The 14,934-nt window shown below is 74.8% G+C and carries 15 protein-coding genes; 3 read left to right on the plus strand and 12 right to left on the minus strand.

What is annotated here, in order from left to right; genetic code table 11:
* A partial coding sequence (locus BMW27_RS19310) for an S-(hydroxymethyl)mycothiol dehydrogenase (RefSeq protein WP_091447152.1) occupies positions 1-908 on the minus strand: 908 nt, incomplete at its 3' end.
* 223 nt (positions 909-1,131) lie between these two features.
* Between BMW27_RS19310 and BMW27_RS19315 the strand changes: the two genes are divergently transcribed.
* Together BMW27_RS19315 and BMW27_RS23535 are read left to right on the plus strand one after the other, a co-directional pair.
* Positions 1,132-2,547 (plus strand): OFA family MFS transporter, encoded by a 1,416-nt coding sequence (locus BMW27_RS19315; RefSeq protein WP_091447155.1) that lies wholly within the window; start codon positions 1,132-1,134, stop codon positions 2,545-2,547.
* Entirely contained in the window at positions 2,544-2,687 is a 144-nt protein-coding gene (locus BMW27_RS23535) for an MFS transporter small subunit (RefSeq protein ID WP_175486577.1), read from the plus strand. The genes BMW27_RS19315 and BMW27_RS23535 overlap by 4 nt, the downstream gene beginning before the upstream one ends.
* A gap of 134 nt (positions 2,688-2,821) precedes the next feature.
* On the opposite strand, the gene BMW27_RS19320 is transcribed toward BMW27_RS23535, so the two are convergent.
* The 8 genes from BMW27_RS19320 to purB all read right to left on the minus strand — a co-directional run bounded on the left by BMW27_RS19320 (position 2,822) and on the right by purB (position 10,570).
* Positions 2,822-3,202, minus strand: a complete 381-nt coding sequence (locus BMW27_RS19320) for a sterol carrier family protein (RefSeq protein WP_091447157.1) — start codon at positions 3,200-3,202, stop codon at positions 2,822-2,824.
* Positions 3,202-5,547: a phosphoribosylformylglycinamidine synthase subunit PurL gene (gene purL, locus BMW27_RS19325; protein WP_091447161.1), complete on the minus strand. Its 2,346-nt coding sequence runs from the start codon at positions 5,545-5,547 to the stop codon at positions 3,202-3,204. The genes BMW27_RS19320 and purL overlap by 1 nt, the downstream gene beginning before the upstream one ends.
* The gene (gene purQ / locus BMW27_RS19330) at positions 5,544-6,215 is read right to left on the minus strand and encodes a phosphoribosylformylglycinamidine synthase subunit PurQ (protein WP_091447164.1); all 672 of its coding nucleotides are present in this window, start codon (positions 6,213-6,215) and stop codon (positions 5,544-5,546) included. The genes purL and purQ overlap by 4 nt, the downstream gene beginning before the upstream one ends.
* An 11-nt stretch (positions 6,216-6,226) precedes the next feature.
* Entirely contained in the window at positions 6,227-6,466 is a 240-nt protein-coding gene (gene purS, locus BMW27_RS19335) for a phosphoribosylformylglycinamidine synthase subunit PurS (RefSeq protein ID WP_091447167.1), read from the minus strand.
* Between the two features lie 154 nt (positions 6,467-6,620).
* A complete protein-coding gene (locus BMW27_RS19340; RefSeq protein ID WP_139206941.1) occupies positions 6,621-7,502 on the minus strand; it encodes a DUF559 domain-containing protein in 882 nt (293 codons plus the stop codon).
* A 125-nt stretch (positions 7,503-7,627) separates the two neighbouring features.
* Positions 7,628-8,383 carry an alpha/beta fold hydrolase gene (locus BMW27_RS19345; protein WP_175486578.1) on the minus strand — a complete coding sequence of 252 codons (756 nt, stop codon included), beginning with the start codon at positions 8,381-8,383 and terminating at the stop codon, positions 7,628-7,630.
* Between the two features lies 1 nt (position 8,384).
* Complete coding sequence (locus BMW27_RS19350; protein WP_091447181.1) at positions 8,385-9,248, minus strand: phosphoribosylaminoimidazolesuccinocarboxamide synthase; 864 nt, start codon at positions 9,246-9,248, stop codon at positions 8,385-8,387.
* Positions 9,245-10,570: an adenylosuccinate lyase gene (purB, locus tag BMW27_RS19355; RefSeq protein WP_245743725.1), complete on the minus strand. Its 1,326-nt coding sequence runs from the start codon at positions 10,568-10,570 to the stop codon at positions 9,245-9,247. The genes BMW27_RS19350 and purB overlap by 4 nt, the downstream gene beginning before the upstream one ends.
* A gap of 84 nt (positions 10,571-10,654) precedes the next feature.
* On the opposite strand from purB, the gene BMW27_RS19360 reads away from it, so the two are divergent.
* Complete coding sequence (locus BMW27_RS19360) at positions 10,655-12,046, plus strand: AI-2E family transporter (RefSeq protein WP_091447187.1); 1,392 nt, start codon at positions 10,655-10,657, stop codon at positions 12,044-12,046.
* A 9-nt stretch (positions 12,047-12,055) separates the two neighbouring features.
* Here BMW27_RS19360 and BMW27_RS19365 read toward each other — a convergent pair whose 3' ends face one another.
* The 3 genes from BMW27_RS19365 to rsgA form a co-directional block, all read right to left on the minus strand.
* A complete protein-coding gene (locus tag BMW27_RS19365) occupies positions 12,056-12,457 on the minus strand; it encodes a DMP19 family protein (RefSeq protein WP_091447191.1) in 402 nt (133 codons plus the stop codon).
* Entirely contained in the window at positions 12,454-13,719 is a 1,266-nt protein-coding gene (gene purD, locus BMW27_RS19370; RefSeq protein WP_091447195.1) for a phosphoribosylamine--glycine ligase, read from the minus strand. The genes BMW27_RS19365 and purD overlap by 4 nt, the downstream gene beginning before the upstream one ends.
* Positions 13,720-13,822: 103 nt before the next feature.
* A complete protein-coding gene (gene rsgA / locus BMW27_RS19375; RefSeq protein ID WP_091447198.1) occupies positions 13,823-14,860 on the minus strand; it encodes a ribosome small subunit-dependent GTPase A in 1,038 nt (345 codons plus the stop codon).
* Between the last annotated feature and the right edge of the window lie 74 nt (positions 14,861-14,934).

Below are 14,934 nucleotides of genomic sequence, written 5' to 3' on the forward strand. Positions count from 1 at the left end.
GACTTGACCGCCCCGCCGCGGCCGAAGACCTCGATCAGCGGCAGGGTGATGGTCATGTCCGGGGTCGGGACGCCGACCAGGACGACGCGGCCGGCCAGGTCGCGGGCGTAGAAGGCCTGCTCGAACACCGCCGGGTGGCCGACCGCGTCGATCGCGACGTCCACCCCGAAGCCGCCGGTGGCGGCCTTGATCGCCTCGACCGCGTCGGTGCCCTTGCTGTTGACGGTGTGGGTGGCGCCGAACGTCCGCGCCCACTCCAGCTTCCGGTCGTCGATGTCCACGGCGATGATCGTGGTCGCGCCGGCCAGCTTCGCGCCGGCGATCGCGGCGTCCCCGACACCGCCGCAGCCGAACACCGCCACCGACTCGCCCCGCTTCACCGCGCCGGTGTTGATCGCCGCACCCACGCCGGCCATCACGCCGCAGCCGAGCAGGCCGGCGGCGGTGGCCGGGGCGGCGGGGTCGACCTTGGTGCACTGCCCGGAGTGCACCAGCGTCTTCTCCACGAACGCGCCGATGCCCAGCGCCGGGGACAGCGGAGTGCCGTCGGCCAGGGTCATCTGCTGCGCGGCGTTGTGCGTGGCGAAGCAGTACTGCAGCTCGCCCTTCAGGCACGCCCGGCACTGCCCGCACACCGCCCGCCAGTTCAGGACCACGAAGTCCCCGACCTCGACGTTGGTGACGCCCGCACCGACCGCGGCGACCGTGCCAGCGGCCTCGTGGCCGAGCAGGAACGGGTAGTCGTCGTTGATCCCGCCCTCGCGGTAGTGCAGGTCGGTGTGGCACACCCCGCACGCCTGGATGTCCACCACCGCCTCCCCGGGACCGGGGTCGGGGACGACCACCGTCTCCACCGTGACCGGGGCACCCTTGCTGCGGGCGACGACGCCCTTCACCTCGTAGGCCATGGCGGGAGCCTATTCCGGTGGGTGCAGCCGCGGTCCGGCGTCCCCCACGCGCGCGGTCCGGTCGTTCCGTTGACAACGATCAGGTTGCGAACCGCGATGACTCGGTTCCTCGGTTTCGCGGTACGTACAGGGGCGACGTAGCGTTCCCGCGGGTCCGTGACGTCTGGCACAGACCCGTTCCGGCGGGGGATCCCCCGACCGATGTCCTCCGGAGGTCCGTCCCGTGGCAGTACCGAGTTTCCTGGCCCGAGAACGCATCGTGGCCCGTCCCGGCTTCAACCGCTGGTTGATCCCGCCGGCAGCGCTCGCCGTGCACCTGTGCATCGGTCAGGCGTACGCGACCAGTGTCTACAAGACCGCACTGGTCGAGCACTTCGACACGAGCCTGACCGCGATCGGGATCATCTTCTCGATCGCGATCGTCATGCTCGGCGTCTCCGCCGCACTGTTCGGCACCTGGGTGGACCGCAACGGTCCCCGGGCGGCGATGTTCACCTCCGCCGTCTTCTGGGTGACCGGCTTCCTCGTCGGCGGCCTGGGCATCGAGACCGGCCAGCTGTGGCTGCTGTACCTCGGGTACGGCGTCCTCGGCGGCATCGGCCTGGGCATCGGCTACATCTCCCCGGTCTCCACGCTGATCAAGTGGTTCCCGGACCGCCCCGGCCTGGCCACCGGCATGGCGATCATGGGCTTCGGTGGCGGCGCGCTGATCGCCTCGCCGCTGTCGCGCCAGCTGATGAACTACTACGACCCGGCCTACGACGGCACCGCGGGCACGGTGCCCAACGGCGAGGCCGTCGCGGCGCTGTTCTTCACGCTGGCCGCGGTCTACCTGGTCTTCATGATGTTCGGCGCCTTCATCGTGCGGGTGCCGGCCAACGACTGGCGCCCCGCCGGCTTCGACCCGGCGTCGGTCAAGAAGAAGGCCCTGGTCACCACGGAGAGCGTCTCGGCCAACAACGCCATCAAGACGCCGCAGTTCTGGCTGCTGTGGACGGTGCTCTTCTGCAACGTCACCGCGGGCATCGGCATCCTCGAGCAGGCCGCGCCGATGATCCAGGACTTCTTCCGCAACGGGGAGACCTCCACGGTCGCCGCCGCGACGGCCGCCGGCTTCGTCGGCCTGCTGTCGCTGTTCAACATGGGCGGCCGGTTCGTGTGGTCCTCGACCTCGGACTACATCGGCCGCAAGCCGATCTACATGGTCTACCTGGGCGTCGGCATCGTCCTGTACGTCGTCCTGGCCACCCTCGGCAGCACCGCGACCTGGATCTTCGTGTTGACCGCCGCGATCATCATCAGCTTCTACGGCGGCGGCTTCGCCACGATCCCGGCCTACCTGCGCGACCTGTTCGGCACCTACCAGGTGGGCGCCATCCACGGCCGGTTGCTGACCGCCTGGTCGGCCGCCGGTGTCGCCGGGCCGCTGATCATCAACGGCGTCCTGGACACCCAGGGCACCCCCGGCCAGCTGGTCGCGGCGAACTACCGCCCGGCGCTGTTCATCATGGTCGGCCTGCTCGCCATCGGCTTCATCGCCAACCTGCTGGTCCGTCCCGTCGCCAGCAAGTGGTACGAGCCGCAGGCCACCACCCCCGCCACCGCCCGCGCCAACCCGGAGAGGAGCGCCGCCCGATGAGCCACCCCGTTCGCGACGACCGGCAGTCCACCCACACCCCGGGGGCCCTGATCGCCTTCGCCTGGACCCTGGTCGGCGTCCCGCTGGCCTACGGGCTCTACAACACGGTCAAGGCGGCCAGCCAGCTGTTCGGCGGCTGAGCCCCCGCACCACCCCTGCAGCGCCCCCGTCCGGGTCCCCGGGCGGGGGCGCTGCGCTTTCCCGCCGTGATCACCGGCAGCTGGCTGTTCCCACCGGCGGGTGGGGCAGCCACCCGCCGGTGGTCACGGTGCGATCACCGCAGCGGGGACAGCGGGAGGTGGGCGGAGAGGTCCGCGCGGTTGCCGCTGGCGGTGACCCGGCCCTCCGCCACCGCGTCGCCCCAGGCCAGCTCGCCGGTCGCCAGCCGCAGCCAGGTGGCGGCGTCGGTCTCCACGACGTTGGGCGGCGTCCCGCGGGTGTGCCGCGGCCCGGGCACCAGCTGGACGGCGACGTGCGGGGGCACCCGCAGCTCGACCGAGCGGCCGGGCACCTGCTGGGCCAGCCAGCGCGCCGTCGTCTTCACCGCGGCCCCGAGCACCGCCCGCGGGGGCTGCTCGGCCTCCCCCGCCAGCCAGGCCCGCACCGGGCCGACGGCGGCGCGCAGCTCCTCGGCGGGGATCGGCTGGGCCGGCATCAGCTGGTCGGGACGGTCCCCGCCGGAACGCTGCCCACGGTCGCCTCCGGGGTGCCGAACAGGGCCGGCAGCGTCGCGCTCCAGGCGGCCCGCAACTCGGCCAGCGGCAGCTCGGTCACGCCCTCGACGGCCAGCACGTCACCGCCCGTCGTCCCCAGCTCGGTGACCAGGACGCCGGCCCACTCGGCGGTGGCGCGCACCGCCTCCGGGTCGGTCGTGGTGACGACGGCGCGTGCGGTCGACTCGCTGAACAGCGCGGTGAAGGGGTCCTCGCCGAGAGCCAGCCGGGCGCCGGTGCCGTAGCGCAGCGCCGACTCGGCCAGCGCCTGCGCCAGCCCGCCGTCGGCCAGGTCGTGCGCGGAGCTGACCAGGCCCTCGCGCCCCATCGCCGCCAGCACCTCACCCAGCGACCGCTCGGCCTCGAGGTCGACCGCCGGCGGACGGCCGCCGAGGTGACCGTGCGCGACCGACGCCCACGCGGAGCCGCCGAACTCGGCCCGGGTGACGCCGAGCAGCAGCACCGTCTCCCCCGCCGTCCGCCAACCGGTCGGCACGCGGGTGCGGACGTCCTCGTGCACGCCCAGGACGCCGATGACCGGCGTCGGGTTGATCGCCACGTCACCGGTCTGGTTGTAGAGGCTGACGTTGCCGCCGGTGACCGGCAGGCCGAGGTCGCGGCAGGCGTCCGCCAGGCCGCGCACCGCCTCGGCGAACTGCCACATGACCTCGGGCTCCTCGGGAGAGCCGAAGTTCAGGCAGTTGGTCACGGCGAGCGGCCGCGCGCCGCTCACTGCCACGTTGCGGTAGGCCTCGGCGAGGTTGAGCTGCGCGCCGGTGTAGGGGTCCAGCCGCGCGTAGCGCCCGTTGCCGTCGAGGGAGAGCGCGATGCCGCGGGAGGTTTCCTCGTCGATGCGCACGACACCGGCGTCGTCGGGCTGGGCGAGCACCGTGTTGCCGCGGACGTAGCGGTCGTACTGCTCGGTGACCCAGGTCTTGTCCGCGCCGTCCGGGCTGCTGAGGACCGCCAGCCAGTGCGCGGCCAGCTCCTCCGGCGTCGCCGGGCGGGGCAGGGCGGCCGGGTCGTCGGCCTGCAGGTCGTCGAGGTCGGCGGGGCGCCGCATCGGCCGGTCGTAGACCGGGCCCTCGTGGGCGACCGTGCGCGGCGGGACGTCGACGATGCGCTCGCCGTGCCAGTCGACGGTCAGCCGGTCGCCGCCGGTCACCTCACCGATGACGGTGGCCAGCACGTCCCACTTCCGGCAGACCGCGAGGAAGGCGTCGACCTTGGCCGGCTCGACGATCGCGCACATGCGCTCCTGCGACTCGCTCATCAGGATCTCGGCGGGCGTCAAGGTGCTGTCGCGCAGCGGGACGGTGTCCAGGTCGATGTGCATGCCGCCGGTGCCTGCGCTCGCCAGCTCGGACGTCGCGCAAGACAGCCCCGCGCCGCCGAGGTCCTGGATGCCGGTGACGAGGTCCTCGCGGAAGATCTCCAGGCAGGCCTCGATGAGCAGCTTCTCGGTGAACGGGTCGCCGACCTGCACGCTGGGCCGCTTGGCCGGGCCCTCCGCGTCGAAGGTCTCGCTGGCCAGCACGCTCACGCCGCCGATGCCGTCACCGCCGGTGCGGGCGCCGAACAGGACCACCTTGTTGCCGGCGCCCTCGGCCTTGGCCAGCCGCACGTCCTCGTGCTTCATGACCCCGACGCACAGCGCGTTGACCAGCGGGTTGCCCGCGTAGCAGTCGTCGAAGAGCAGCTCGCCGCCGATGTTGGGCAGACCCAGGCAGTTGCCGTAGCCGCCGACCCCGGCGACCACGCCGGGCAGCACGCGGGCGGTGTCGGGGGCGTCGGCCCGGCCGAAGCGCAGGGAGTCCATGACGGCGACCGGGCGGGCGCCCATGGTGAGGATGTCGCGCACGATGCCGCCGACGCCGGTGGCCGCGCCCTGGTAGGGCTCGACGTAGCTGGGGTGGTTGTGCGACTCGACCTTGAAGGTGACCGCGTAACCGTCGCCCACGTCGACCACGCCGGCGTTCTCGCCGATGCCGACCAGGAGCGCCTCGCTGCGCGGCAGGTCGCCGAAGCGGCGCAGGTGCACCTTCGAGCTCTTGTAGGAGCAGTGCTCGCTCCACATGACCGAGTACATCGCCAGCTCGGCGGTGGTGGGGCGGCGGCCGAGGATGTCGGTGATGCGGGCGTACTCGTCGGACTTCAGGCCCAGCTCGCCGTAGGGCTGCTCGACGTCGGGCGTGCGGGCCGCGAGCTCGACGGTGTCGAGTCGGTGCTGGAGCGGGCCGGGCCCGGTGTCGAGGTCGCTGAGGCCGGCGGTGGCGGACTCGCTCATGCGCTGACGACCGCCTTCAGCACCGAGGTGAAGAAGCCGAGCCCATCGGTCGACGGCCCGGTGAGGTCCTCGACGGCGTGCTCCGGGTGCGGCATGAGGCCGACGACCCGGCCGTCCTCACTGGTCACCCCGGCGATGTCGCGCATCGACCCGTTGGGGTTGCCCTCGACGTAGCGGACGACGACCCGCCCCCCGCCCTCGATGCGGTCGAGGTCTACCGGCGCGGCCACGTAGCGGCCCTCGCCGTTCTTCACCGGGACGACGATCCGCTGGCCGGCCTCGTAGTCCTGCGTCCAGGCGGTGTCGGCGCGCTCGATGCGCAGCGCCTGGTCGCGGTTGCGGAAGTGCAGGTGGCCGTTGCGGGTGAGCGCGCCGGGCAGCAGGCCGGCCTCGCAGAGCACCTGGAAGCCGTTGCAGATGCCGAGCACCGGCATGCCCTGGCGGGCGCGGTCGACGACGTCCCGCACCAGTGGCGCGCGGGCGGCGATGGCGCCGGCCCGCAGGTAGTCGCCGTAGGAGAAGCCGCCGGGCAGGACGACGGCGTCGACGTCCTTGAGGTCGTGCTCGGCGTGCCAGAGGGCGACGGGCTCGGCGCCGGCCAGCCGCACCGCACGCGCGGCGTCGACGTCGTCCAGGGAGCCCGGGAAGGTGATGACACCGATGCGCACGGGGGTCTCTCTCAGTCGGTCGGGAGGTGGAGCTCGACGTCCTCGATGACCGGGTTGGCCAGCAGCGTCTCGGCGATCTCGCGCAGCTCCGCCTCGTCGGGCGTGCCCTCGACGTCGAGGACGAAGTGCTTGCCCTGGCGCACGCTGCGGACGCCGTCGTGGCCCAGCCGGCCCAGCGCTCCCAGCACCGCCTGACCCTGCGGGTCGGAGATCTCCGGCTTCAGCACGACGTCGACGACCACCCGAGGCACGCGGACGAGGGTACCGGGGTGGCGCGGGCCACCACCCGGAGCGCGGGTGACCCTGCTCTCGCCTCGCCCGTTCCCTGCTCCGTGCCCCACCCGCGAGTGCGACGAACTCGTGGCCATCCGGCTGCGATGACCACGCCGCCGTCGCACTCGGGTGTCAGGTGGGGACGAGGGCGCCGCGGGTGACCCGCGCGACCGCCTCAGGGCGGCCGAGCACGTCAGCCGAGGTGAAGCGCAGCACCGTCCAGCCGGCGAGGACCAGACCGTTCTGACGTCGCAGGTCGTCCACGAAGACCCGGCGGTCGCGGTGCACCTCGCCGTCGAAGTCGACGGCGACCCGCTGCTCCGGCCACGCCAGGTCGACGCGCCCGAGGAAGCGACCTCCGGCATCGCGCACCACGTGCTGCAGCACCGGCCGCGGCAGACCGGCCTGGAGCAGCAGCCAGCGCAGCACCGACTCCATGGGGGAACCGGCCAGCGGGTCGGCCCACGGCAGGACGCGCCGTGCCGTGACGACGCCGCGACGGCCCACCGCGCGACCGAGGACGACCGGGAACTCGTCCTCGGGGAACCGCCGGGCGAGCATCTGGTCGGTCACCGCGAGCAGCGCGGGAGGTGGCACGACGGCCGCCAGGTCCAGCCACGTCCGGCTGGGTGAGGTCACCGTCACGCCTCCCAGCTGCCGCACCTCCGGAGTGGGCACCCGCGAGCAGTGGACGACCCGGTCTGCGCGGCTCCGCACCCGCCCGCGGCGAGGGACGGTGAGGTGCACGCGCCCGTCGTCCGGTACGAGCGGCACCTCGAAGCCCCAGAGCGCGGCTGCGGACAGGTGACTGACGACCGCGGAGGACGGCGCGCCCAGCAGGACGGCGTCGAGCCGGCCACGGAGCTCTCCGGCGTGCGCGCGGAGCAGGTACGTGTCCCGCGACGTCCGCACCACCTCGCGGTGCCGCAGCTGCCAGTCGCTGATCCCCTCCGCGTGGGCACGGGTGCGGTCCGTGGGCCGGTGTACGCGAGGTGGGACGGGCGGTGTCGGCACCGGCGGAGCCTGCCGCGGATCGGCGTCCACCCGCTGGCGCCGTCCACAGGCGGCCGCGAGTGCGACGAACTCGTGGTGATCGCGGCGGGATGACCACGAGTTCGTCACACTCGAACAGCGGCGGGTCAGGCGGGACCGCGCAGCAGGGACCACACCGCCTCGGGGGCCTCCCAGTGGGCGTTGTGGCCGGCGCCCTCGATGAGCACCGCCTGCGGGTCCACGCGCCGCATCGCGTCGAGGCCCACCATCGGGTCCCTCGCGCCGGCCGCCAGCCGCAGTGGCGCCGCCGCACGCGACAGCACCTCCTCGACCGGCGGGCCGACGGCACCGAACGCCCGCGGGTCGAGCGCGGCGACGAAGCCGCCGTCCACCTCGCGGACGCCCGCGGCGGCCACCGCGGAGGACGGGTCCACGAGCCCGGTCAGCCCGGCCAGCCGCAGGTGCCGGTCCGCGGCCTCCGCGGCGGTCGCGAACACCTGCGGCGGGCGGGCCGCCAGCGACCGGGCCCGGGCCACCTCGTCGTCGGTCCAGTCGATCTTGACCCCGACGGCGACGACCCGCTCCACCTGCACCCCGTACCAGCCGCCGGCGAGCACGGCACCGACCACGCCGCCGAACGAGTGGCCGAGCACGGTGACCCGCGCCGCTCCAGCACCGGTCACCAGCGAGGCCGCGTCGGCCGCGTGCACCGCGTACCCGTACGGCGGCTCGGCGACCGACCGGCCGTGGCCCCGCAGGTCCGGTACCGCCCACGGACCGGGCCACGAGCGCTCGACCAGCGGCAGCAGCCGGTCCCACACCGCGCCGGTGGCCCCCAGGCCGTGCAGCAGGAGCAGCAGGTGGTCTCCCGAGCCGCCGGAGCGGTGGACGATGCCGGCCACGTCAGCGGAACGCAGTACCGGTCAGGCGCTCGTAGGCGGTCACGTAGCGCTCGCGGGTCGCTGCCACCACGTCGGCGGGCAGCTCCGGCGGCGGGGAGACGCGGTCCCACCCGGACGACGTCAGCCAGTCGCGGACGTACTGCTTGTCGTACGAGGGCTGCGCGGCACCGGGCGACCAGAGCGTGGCCGGCCAGAAGCGCGAGGAGTCCGGCGTGAGCACCTCGTCGCCCAGCACCAGCCCGCCGTCCGGATCGAGGCCGAACTCGAACTTGGTGTCGGCCAGCACGATCCCGGCGTCCGACGCGATCTCGGCACCGCGCCGGTACAGCGCCAGGGTCAGCTCGCGCAGCTCCTCGGCCCGCTCGGACCCGACCGCGGCGACCACCGCCGCGAAGTCGATCGCCTCGTCGTGCTCGCCCTGCTCGGCCTTGGTGGACGGCGTGAACACCGGCTCGGGCAGCCGCGAGCCCTCGACCAGCCCGGCGGGCAGCGGGACGTCGCGGATGGACCCGGTCCGCTGGTACTCGACCGTGCCCGAGCCGGACAGGTAGCCCCGGGCCACACACTCGACGGGCAGCATCTCCAGCCGGCGCACCAGCATCGCCCGCCCGCCGACCTCCGCCGGGACGTCCGTGGCCGAGAGCAGGTGGTGGGTCGCGCCGGAGGACGCCAGCACCGGCGCGAGCTGGTCGAACCACCACACCGACAGCTGGGTGAGCACCCGCCCCTTGTCGGGGATCGGCGTGGGCAGCACGTGGTCGTAGGCCGAGATCCGGTCGGAGGCGACGAGCAGCAGGCGGTCCTCGCCGGCGTCGTAGACCTCGCGGACCTTGCCCCGGGCGACGAGCGGGAGGGCGAGGCTCACGACAGCGCGGCCAGCCGGTCGAACAGCGGGCCCAGGTTGGCCACGTACCGCTCGGGCCGGCAGATCTCGTCCAGCCGCGCCTCGTCGAGCGGCACGCCCGCGTCGGCAGCGCGCTTGCGCAGCGTCTCGCGGAACGGCGTCCCGCTGTTCCAGGTCTCCATCGCCGCGGACTGGACGAGCGCGTAGGCGTCCTCCCGCGAGGCGCCGCCCTCGACCAGCTCCAGCAGCACCGACGAGGTGTAGATGAGGCCGCCGGTGGACTCCAGGTTGGCCCGCATCCGGTCGGCGTCCACGACCAGGTTCTCCACGAGACCGGCGGTCAGGTGCAGCAGGTAGTCGGTGGTGACCGCGGCGTCGGGCAGGAACACCCGCTCGGTGGAGGAGTGCGAGATGTCGCGCTCGTGCCAGAGCGGGATGCCCTCCATCACTGGGACGACGGCGGCCCGGACGACGCGGGCCAGCCCGGCGATGCGCTCGGAGCGGATCGGGTTCTTCTTGTGCGGCATCGCGCTGGAGCCCTTCTGGCCCGAGCCGAACGCCTCCGACAGCTCGCGCACCTCGGTGCGCTGGCCGTGCCGCACCTCCAGCGCCACCGTCTCGCAGACGGTCGCGATGATCGCCAGGGCGGCGACCCACTCGCTGATCGAGTCCCGCAGCACCACCTGGGTGGAGGCGTCGGCAGGCCGCAGGTCAAGCGCCTCGGCGACGGTGACCTCGACCGACGGGTCGATCAGCGAGTACGTGCCGACCGCGCCGGAGATGGCGACGACGCCGACCCGCTCGCGCGCGGCCCGCAGCCGGTCCCGCGACCGGGCGGCGGCGAAGGCGAGGTCGGCGACCCGGTGGCCCCACACGTCGGGCTCGGCGTGCACGCCGTGCGTGCGGCCGACCCTGATCGTGTCGCGATGGGCCAGCCCGTGGTCGCGCAGCGCCGCCACCAGCCGGTCGAGACGGGCCAGCAGCAGGTCGGTGGCCTCGGTCAGCTGCAGGGCCAGCGCGGTGTCGAGCAGGTCCGACGACGTCATGCCGTGGTGCACGTACGCGGCGGCCGACCGGGGTTCGGTGTTGTCGGCCCACGCGGTGAGGAAGGCGATGACGTCGTGCTGCGTCGTCTCCTCGATCTCGGCGACCCGCTCGGGAGTGGGCGGCGGCGCGTCGCGCACGGGTTGCACCACCTCGGCGGGCACCCGCCCGGCCGCGGCGTGCGTCTCGAGGACGAGCGTCTCCACCCGGCACCATAGCTCGTACTTGTGCTGGTCGCTCCAGACCCGGCCCATCTCGGCCAGGGTGTACCGCTCGATCATCCGGGTACCGCCCGCCACTCGTCCGCTCGTCGCACCACGTCGCCAGTCTCCCGCAGGCGAGATGCTGTCGGTCACGGCCCCTACTGCTCGCCGGAGGACACCATGCTGCGACGAGCCACCCACCTCGCGCACCGGGCCCGCGAGCGGATCCGCGCCGCCCGCGAGCACGACCCGCACGCCTGGCAGCACCAGCACCCCGACGACGAGCACGACGACTGGGACGACCCGGCCGACGGCGCCGACGTGGAGGACCGGCCTCCCCTCGGCAGCCCCGAGCCGGGCGCGCCCGACCTCGACGGCCCGCTCGGGCCCGGCGGCGTCAGCGGACCGCCGGCCGGTGGACAGCGGCGCCGGGCGCCGGCCGACCGCCGTCGTCCCGCACGCGGACCGGGCGCCCCCGACGACGAGGTGCCCCGGGGGCTGCGGGTGGCCGCGGCTTGGTCGTGGCGGCTCATCGTCGTCCTCGCCGGGCTGTACCTGCTGCTCTGGGCGTCCGCCTACGTGGCCGTCGTCGTCGTCCCGGTCATCGTCGCGCTGCTGCTGGCCGCGCTGCTGCAACCCGGTGCCGCGGCGCTGGTCCGGCACGGCTGGCCCCCGGTCCTCGCCGCGCTCACGATGCTCGTGGTCGGGCTCGGCACCGTCTCGGGGATCATCACGCTGGTCGTCCAGCAGGTCGTCACCGGCTTCGGCGACCTCGCCGAGCAGGCCGGTCAGGGCATCGAGCAGGTGCGCGACCTGGTCGTGCGCACCTTCCCCGTCACCCGGACGCAGCTGGAGAACGCGGTCGCCCAGCTGCAGCAGACGCTGGTCGACAACGAGGACGTGCTGGCCTCCGGCGCGCTCACCACCGCCGTGACGGTCGGCGAGGTCGCCACCGGCATCCTGCTCGCGCTGTTCACCTTGTTCTTCTTCCTCAAGGACGGCCGCTCGATCTGGCTGTGGCTGGTCGGCCTCTTCCCGCGCGACTCGCGGGCGTTCGTCGACGAGGCCGCCCGCCGCTCGTGGCGCACGCTGATCTCCTACGTGCGCGCCACGGCCGCCGTGGCCATGGTCGACGCGATCGGCATCGGCATCGGGCTGGCGGTGCTCGGCGTCCCGCTGGTCATCCCGCTGGCCGCACTGGTGTTCCTGGGCGCGTTCATCCCGATCATCGGGTCGTTCCTGGCCGGCACCGTGGCCGTGCTCGTCGCGCTGGTCTCCCAGGGCCCGGTCACCGCGCTGGTCGCGCTGGCCATCGTGGTCGCGGTCATGCAGCTGGAGGGGCACGTCCTGCAGCCGCTGCTGCTCGGCCGGGCGGTGCGCGTGCACCCGCTCGCCGTCGTCCTGGCGATCGCCGCGGGCCTGCTGGTCGCCGGCATCTTCGGCGCGCTCATCGCCGTCCCCACGGTGGCCTGCGCGAACGTGGCGGGCACCTACCTGTCGCGGCGGTACGACGGGCCGCGCCCGCCCGAGCCGCGCCGGGACCGCGCCCGGCCGGCGGTCACCGCGCAGTAGGGACGGCGCTCAGCCGCCAAGGGGCGCGTAGGCCTCCGGGGAACGGCGGAGGTGGTCGCGGAACGCCCGGTCGACCGTCTCGTCCCACTCCGGCAGCGCGGCGTCGTAGCGCCGGTTCGCCTGCTCCTCCAGCCGCTCGGCGGCCGGGGGGTCGTCCGGGTCCAGCGCGGCGGCCTGCCGGGCGACGTCCTCGACGGCATCGGCGGCCGCGTCGAGCCCGAGGAGGCGGTAGCCGGCCACCGCGCGCTCCCGCTGCGCGGGGTCGAGCGTCTCGCAGGCGTGCAGCAGGCCGCCGTTCATCGCCGTCCCGTGGCAGAGCAGCACCGCGGCGAGGGCGGCGTCGCCGGGGTGGGTGACCGGGGCGTCCGGGTCGCACGCGCGGTTCCAGATGTCGTCGGCGTCCGTGCTCACGGGGTGATCCTCCCCTCCACCGCGGCCAGCGCGATGTCGGTGCGCCAGTGGGCGTCGGCCAGCCGGACCCCGGCGACCCGTTCGTAGGCCAGCTGCCGGGCCGCGGCGAGGTCCTCCCCCACCGCGGTCACGGCCAGCACCCGCCCGCCGGAGGAGCGGACCGTCCCGTCCGCGTCGACGGTGGTGCCGGCGTGCAGCACGCCCTCGCCGTCGGCGCCGGTCACCGGGTCCCCGGTCCGCGGCCGCTCCGGGTAGCCGGGAGCGGCGACGACGACGGTCACCGCGGCGCCCTCCCGCCAGCGCAGCGGCGGGTGCTCGGCCAGCGTGCCGGTCGCGGCGGCGTGCAGCAGGCCGGCCAGCGGGGTCGCCAGCAGCGGCAGCACCACCTCCGTCTCCGGGTCGCCGAAGCGGGCGTTGAACTCCACCACCCGCACGCCGCGGGAGGTCAGCGCCAGCCCGGCGTAGAGCAGCCCGGCGAACGGCTCGCCGCGGCGGCGCATCTCGTCGACCGTGGGTTGCAGCACGGTGGCCAGCACCTCGTCGACCAGGCCGGGTGGCGCCCAGGGCAGCGGCGCGTAGGCGCCCATCCCCCCGGTGTTGGGCCCGCCGTCGCCGTCGTCGCGCCGCTTGAAGTCCTGCGCCGGCACCAGCGGGAACACGGTCGTCCCGTCGGTGACGGCGAACAGCGACACCTCCGGGCCGTCGAGGTACTCCTCGACGAGGACGGCGCCACCGGCGTCGAGCACGCTGCGGCCGTGTGCCACGGCGGCGTCCCGGTCGGTCGTGACGACGACGCCCTTGCCGGCGGCCAGCCCGTCGTCCTTGACCACGTACGGTCCCCCGCCCAGCCCGCCCGCCTCATCCAGCGCGGTCTCCAGCTCGGCGGGCCCGCCCACCGGCCAGGACCGGGCGGTCGGGACGCCGGCGGCGGCCATGACGTGCTTGGCGAAGGACTTGCTGCCCTCGATCTGCGCGGCCTGCTCCGACGGCCCGAAGCAGGCGATGCCGGCGTCGCGGACGGCGTCGGCGGCCCCGGCGACCAGCGGCACCTCCGGGCCGATGACGACCAGGTCGGCACGCCAGGACGTCGCCAGCGCGGCGACCGCGACCGGGTCGGTGGCGGCCACCGCGGCCGGCTCGGCGATCGCGCGGGTGCCGGCGTTGCCCGGCGCGCAGGCCAGCGCGGTGACGGCGGGGTCGGAGGACAGAGCGACGCACAGGGCGTGCTCCCGGGCACCGGAGCCGATCACGAGCACGCGCACGGACGGCGACGCTACCGAGCGCGCGACCCACGGGGACGGCCGCCCTCCAGGGCCCGCGCCGAGCCCCGACCGGCCTCCCTGCAGGGGCCCGCCGCGGGGGCCCTCACGGGGAGAGGGTGGTCCTCCCACGGTTCGGCTGCGACCGGTAGGCCCGGTGCAGCGCCCGGACGCGGGCGTGCTCGGCGGCCCGGGCGCGGGCGTCGGAGCGCAGCGCCTGCCGGTGGGCCTCGGCCTGCAGCTTGCGCCAGGCGGTGTACCGGGCCGGGTCCAGGCGCCCCTCGTCGATCGCCGCGGCCACGGCGCAGCCGGGCTCGGTGCGGTGCGCGCAGTCCCGGAACCGGCACGCGGCGGCGAGCTCGGTGACGTCGGCGTAGGCGGTGTCGATGCCCGCGTCGTCGACCAGCCCCAGCTCCCGCATGCCCGGGGTGTCGACGAGCAGGCCGCCGCCGGGCAGCAGGTGCAGCTCCCGCGCCGTGGTGGTGTGCCGGCCGCGGCCGTCGGCGTCGCGGATCCCGCGGGTGGCCGCCACCTCCGTCCCCGCCAGCGCGTTGGCCAGGCTGGACTTGCCGACGCCCGACGGGCCGACCATCGCGGCCGTGCGCCCGGGACCGAGCAGCGCCCGGACCGCGTCGAGCCCCTCCCCCGTCACCGAGCTGACCGGGAGGACGTCGACGCCCACGGCGTCCTCCTGCACGGCGAGCACGGCGGCGGGGACGTCGTCGCACAGGTCGGCCTTGGTGAGGACGACGACCGGCGTCGCCCCGCTGCCCCAGGCGACGGCCAGGTACCGCTCCACCCGGCGCAGGCGCGGCGCCGTGGTGAGGGCGTCGACGACGAGCACCAGGTCGGCGTTGGCCGCGACCACCTGCTCGGCCGACGTCCGCCCGGCGACGACACGGGTGAACGCCGTCCGGCGGGGCAGCACCGCCACCGCCAGCTCGCCGCGCAGCGCCACCCAGTCGCCCACCGCGGGCCCGGTGTCCTCGAGCAGCGCCGCCGCCGGGTGCGCGCGCACCTCGCCGTCGGCGGTGAGCACGGTCAGCCGGCCGCGGTCCACCCGGGCGACGCGGCCGGGTGCGCAGCCGGCGGGGATCCCGGCGTCCCGGTCCGGCGACCACCCCAGGAGTGAGAGATCGGTCACGTCGGCATGGTCGCGCGCAGGTCAGCGCGGTGTCCTCCGAATTGTGGGCGACCGGTCGGCGCGCGTTCGCCGTC

The sequence above is a fragment of the Geodermatophilus poikilotrophus genome (assembly GCF_900111455.1).
Taxonomy (GTDB): Bacteria; Actinomycetota; Actinomycetes; order Mycobacteriales; family Geodermatophilaceae; genus Geodermatophilus; species Geodermatophilus poikilotrophus.

What these genes read in the sequence shown, in the direction of transcription:
- BMW27_RS23535 (WP_175486577.1), top strand. Translation starts at nt 2,544, where the DNA reads ATGAGCCACCCCGTTCGCGACGACCGGCAGTCCACCCACACCCCGGGG.
- BMW27_RS19320 (WP_091447157.1), bottom strand. Translation starts at nt 3,202, where the DNA reads ATGCCGGCCCAGCCGATCCCCGCCGAGGAGCTGCGCGCCGCCGTCGGC.
- purL (WP_091447161.1), bottom strand. Translation starts at nt 5,547, where the DNA reads ATGAGCGAGTCCGCCACCGCCGGCCTCAGCGACCTCGACACCGGGCCC.
- BMW27_RS19360 (WP_091447187.1), top strand. Translation starts at nt 10,655, where the DNA reads ATGCTGCGACGAGCCACCCACCTCGCGCACCGGGCCCGCGAGCGGATC.